Here is a 3,243-nt window from a genome sequence, read left to right on the forward strand (position 1 = left end):
ACCTTGGCAAGGTCGCGCTCTACCAACTGAGCTAGTACCGCATTTTTACTTCTGTAGTTATTTTACGTTGGTGCGCGACAGGTCGCGTTCAACATTCTAGCAACTGAGCTAGTACCGCATTATATTTTCATTCAACACTACAATTTCTTTTGGTTAGAAATTGGAGCGGTACACGAGGCTCGAACTCGTGACCTCGACCTTGGCAAGGTCGCGCTCTACCAACTGAGCTAGTACCGCATTTTTCAGTTATTTTATTGATGCACAATAAATTGCGTTCAACATCCTAGCAACTGAGCTAGCTTTTATTCACTTCAATTTCTTTTGGTTAGAAATTGGAGCGGTACACGAGGCTCGAACTCGTGACCTCGACCTTGGCAAGGTCGCGCTCTACCAACTGAGCTAGTACCGCATTTTCACTTCTTCAGTTATTTTACGTTGGTGCGCGACAGATCGCGTTCAACATTCTAGCAACTGAGCTAGTACCGCATTTATTGATGGTAATTCAATCACTCAAACACACTAACCCCGCGTGGGTTATCGTCTTGAGCGGGGCAGGATTCTACAATAATACAGTCTGTTTGCAAGTGTTTTTTACAAATTAAAGAAATTTTCTCTATAGACTTTTAATTCCATAATCGAATCTTTAATGTCATCCAAAGCAAGGTGTGAGCCTTTTTTGTTCACTTTTGCAAGCACTTCTGGTTTCCAGCGACGTGCTAATTCTTTAATAGTACTCACATCAAGATTTCTGTAATGAAAGAAGTCTTCAAGCTCGCGCATATATTTATTCATAAAGCGGCGGTCTTGACCAATTGAATTACCACACATTGGCGAAGTGCCTGCTGGTACCCACTGCTTTAAAAACGCTAAAGTTTGCTCTACAGCATAGGCTTCATCAAAGGTACTTGCTTTGCAGCGAGCTGTTAAACCCGACTTACCATGTTGAGTAGTACACCACTCGTCCATGCCATTTAGTAATTCATCACTTTGATGAATAGCTATAGTTGGCCCTTCGGCTAATATATTCAGGTCTGCGTCAGTGACAACCGTCGCAATTTCGAGTATTTTATCGGTCTCTGGTTCGAGCCCTGTCATTTCAAGATCGAGCCAAATTAAATTTGATTTATTAATAGTCATAATTACCTAAGCGGTGCTTTCCTTTAGATCCAACGCATTTCGATATATCATATTAGCATCAACCGTCGAGCTAAAGCTTTTTTTAGGAAAAGCGACATTTAACTAAGGTTATAGGCCTCCAGTGGCAAAACAAAAAAAATTAAGTAAAGGCCAATCGCGTCAGATCAAGGCCAATCACCAAAAGCGCATTAATAGCGCAGACTCAAGACCGGCTAAAAAAGGGGCGCAAGAATGGCAAACCGATAACTTAGGTCAGGTCGAGAGCGCAATTGTGATCAGTCGTTTTGGCCAACACGCCGATGTCGAAACTGAAAATGGCGATGTACTTCGCTGTAATATACGCCGTACTGTGTCTAATTTAGTATGTGGTGATGAAGTATTATTTCGCCGTGCCAAAGTAAGTGAGGGTGATTTAGCCGGTGTAATTGAAGCCACGCAAGAGCGTCGCTCGCAACTTACCCGCCCTGACTTTTACGACGGTGTTAAAGTTATTGCAGCCAACATTGACCAAATACTCATGGTATCGGCTGTATTACCCGAGTTTACACCCAGTATTATCGACCGTTATTTAATAGCCTGTGAAGATATGGGCATTGAGCCAATTTTAGTGCTCAATAAAACCGATTTAATTGACGAAGCAGGCCTTAACGAAATACAAAAAGTTCTCGATATCTATCGTAAACTTGATTACCAAGTACTCCTTGTTAGTAATATATCAGGCGATGGTATTGATAAATTAAAAGAAGTACTTGTTGATAAAAATAATATTTTTGTTGGCCAAAGTGGTGTGGGGAAATCAACCCTCGTTAATACTGTATTGCCTAACGCTGAAATATTAACTAAAGAAGTATCTGAAAACAGCGGCTTAGGCCAGCACACAACAACTGTTTCGCGACTTCACCATTTACCAAGTGGCGGTAACCTAATCGACTCGCCAGGTATTCGTGAGTTTGGTTTATGGCATTTAGATGTTGAGCGTGTAACGTGGTGCTTTAAAGAGTTTAGAGAATTTATAGGCGGGTGCCGCTTTAGAGACTGTAAACATTTAAACGATCCGGGTTGCATCGTTAAAGAAGCAGTAGCCGATGGAAGAATTTCTCAATTGCGCTTTGACAGCTACCACCGAATTTTAGAAACAATGGCCGATGGCCGTGCAGGCGCCCGTGCGCCTCGCGTATAATTTAGGAAAAATACTGTGAGTTTAGACAAATTTAAAATCGCAATGCAGTACGCAATGCCAAAACATTTTATTTCACGCGTAGTCGGCAAATTAGCTGCTGCAAAAGCGGGTGCTTTAACAACGACTTTAATTAAACTATTTATTAAGCAATATAAAGTAGATATGAGCGAAGCCCAATACCCAGATCCGGCTCATTATAAAAGCTTTAATGAATTTTTTACTCGCCCTTTAAAAGACGGCATGCGCCCAATGGTAGAAGATAGCAATATCATCATTCATCCAGTGGATGGCGCAATCAGCCAGCTAGGCGATATTGTTGACGGACAGCTAATACAAGCTAAAGGCCACGATTACAGCTTACAAGCGCTACTAGGCGGCTCACAAGATGATACAACACCATTTTTAGGCGGTAAGTTTGCCACTATTTATTTAGCGCCTAAAGATTACCACCGTATTCATATGCCAATTGATGGCACACTAAGCAAAATGATTTACGTGCCAGGTGATTTATTTTCAGTAAACCCACTTACAGCGCAAAACGTGCCTAACTTGTTTGCACGTAACGAACGTGTGGTAGCAATTTTTGAAACTGAGATTGGTCCGCTTGCAATGGTACTTGTTGGCGCAACAATTGTAGCCAGCATAGAAACTATTTGGGCAGGCACTGTCACGCCACCAGCAGGTAGCGATGTATTTAGTTGGAAATACCCAACCACTGGCGATAACGCTATCACGCTTAAAAAAGGTGAAGAAATGGGTCGCTTTAAATTAGGCTCTACTGTGGTACTAGCATGGGGTGCTGATAAAGCTGAAATACTGGATGACCAACTACCAGAAGTGGTTACTCGCTTAGGTACTGCGTTTGCAAAAATTAACGATTAAAATAAATCGTTAATTAGAAATAAAAAAACCGCGTTTATTTAAAC

The 3,243-nt window shown here is 41.6% G+C and carries 3 protein-coding genes and 2 tRNA genes; 2 read left to right on the forward strand and 3 right to left on the reverse strand.

The genetic code is table 11. The features are described 5' to 3' along the window. Positions 1 to 161: 161 nt before the first annotated feature. The 3 genes from GQR46_RS17995 to orn all read right to left on the reverse strand — a co-directional run bounded on the left by GQR46_RS17995 (position 162) and on the right by orn (position 1,137). Positions 162 to 237: transfer RNA gene (locus GQR46_RS17995), tRNA-Gly, on the reverse strand. Between the two features lie 96 nt (positions 238 to 333). Continuing rightward, positions 334 to 409, reverse strand: a tRNA-Gly gene (locus GQR46_RS18000). Positions 410 to 591: 182 nt separating this feature from the next. Next, on the reverse strand, positions 592 to 1,137 hold the full coding sequence (orn, locus tag GQR46_RS18005) for an oligoribonuclease (protein WP_007585019.1): 546 nt from the start codon (positions 1,135 to 1,137) through the stop codon (positions 592 to 594). Positions 1,138 to 1,258: 121 nt separating this feature from the next. Between orn and rsgA the strand changes: the two genes are divergently transcribed. Continuing rightward, a complete protein-coding gene (gene rsgA, locus GQR46_RS18010) occupies positions 1,259 to 2,317 on the forward strand; it encodes a small ribosomal subunit biogenesis GTPase RsgA (RefSeq protein ID WP_010554253.1) in 1,059 nt (352 codons plus the stop codon). A 15-nt stretch (positions 2,318 to 2,332) separates the two neighbouring features. Continuing rightward, positions 2,333 to 3,199 carry an archaetidylserine decarboxylase gene (gene asd, locus GQR46_RS18015; RefSeq protein ID WP_004336058.1) on the forward strand — a complete coding sequence of 289 codons (867 nt, stop codon included), beginning with the start codon at positions 2,333 to 2,335 and terminating at the stop codon, positions 3,197 to 3,199. Positions 3,200 to 3,243 lie beyond the last annotated feature (44 nt).

Origin of the sequence: Pseudoalteromonas sp. Z1A6 (genome assembly GCF_011378745.1) — a bacterium.
GTDB classification, from domain to species: domain Bacteria; phylum Pseudomonadota; class Gammaproteobacteria; order Enterobacterales; family Alteromonadaceae; genus Pseudoalteromonas; species Pseudoalteromonas arctica.

Bases quoted from the DNA above. Each gene is read 5' to 3' on its own strand.
- orn (WP_007585019.1), bottom strand. From the start codon at position 1,137: ATGACTATTAATAAATCAAATTTAATTTGGCTCGATCTTGAAATGACA.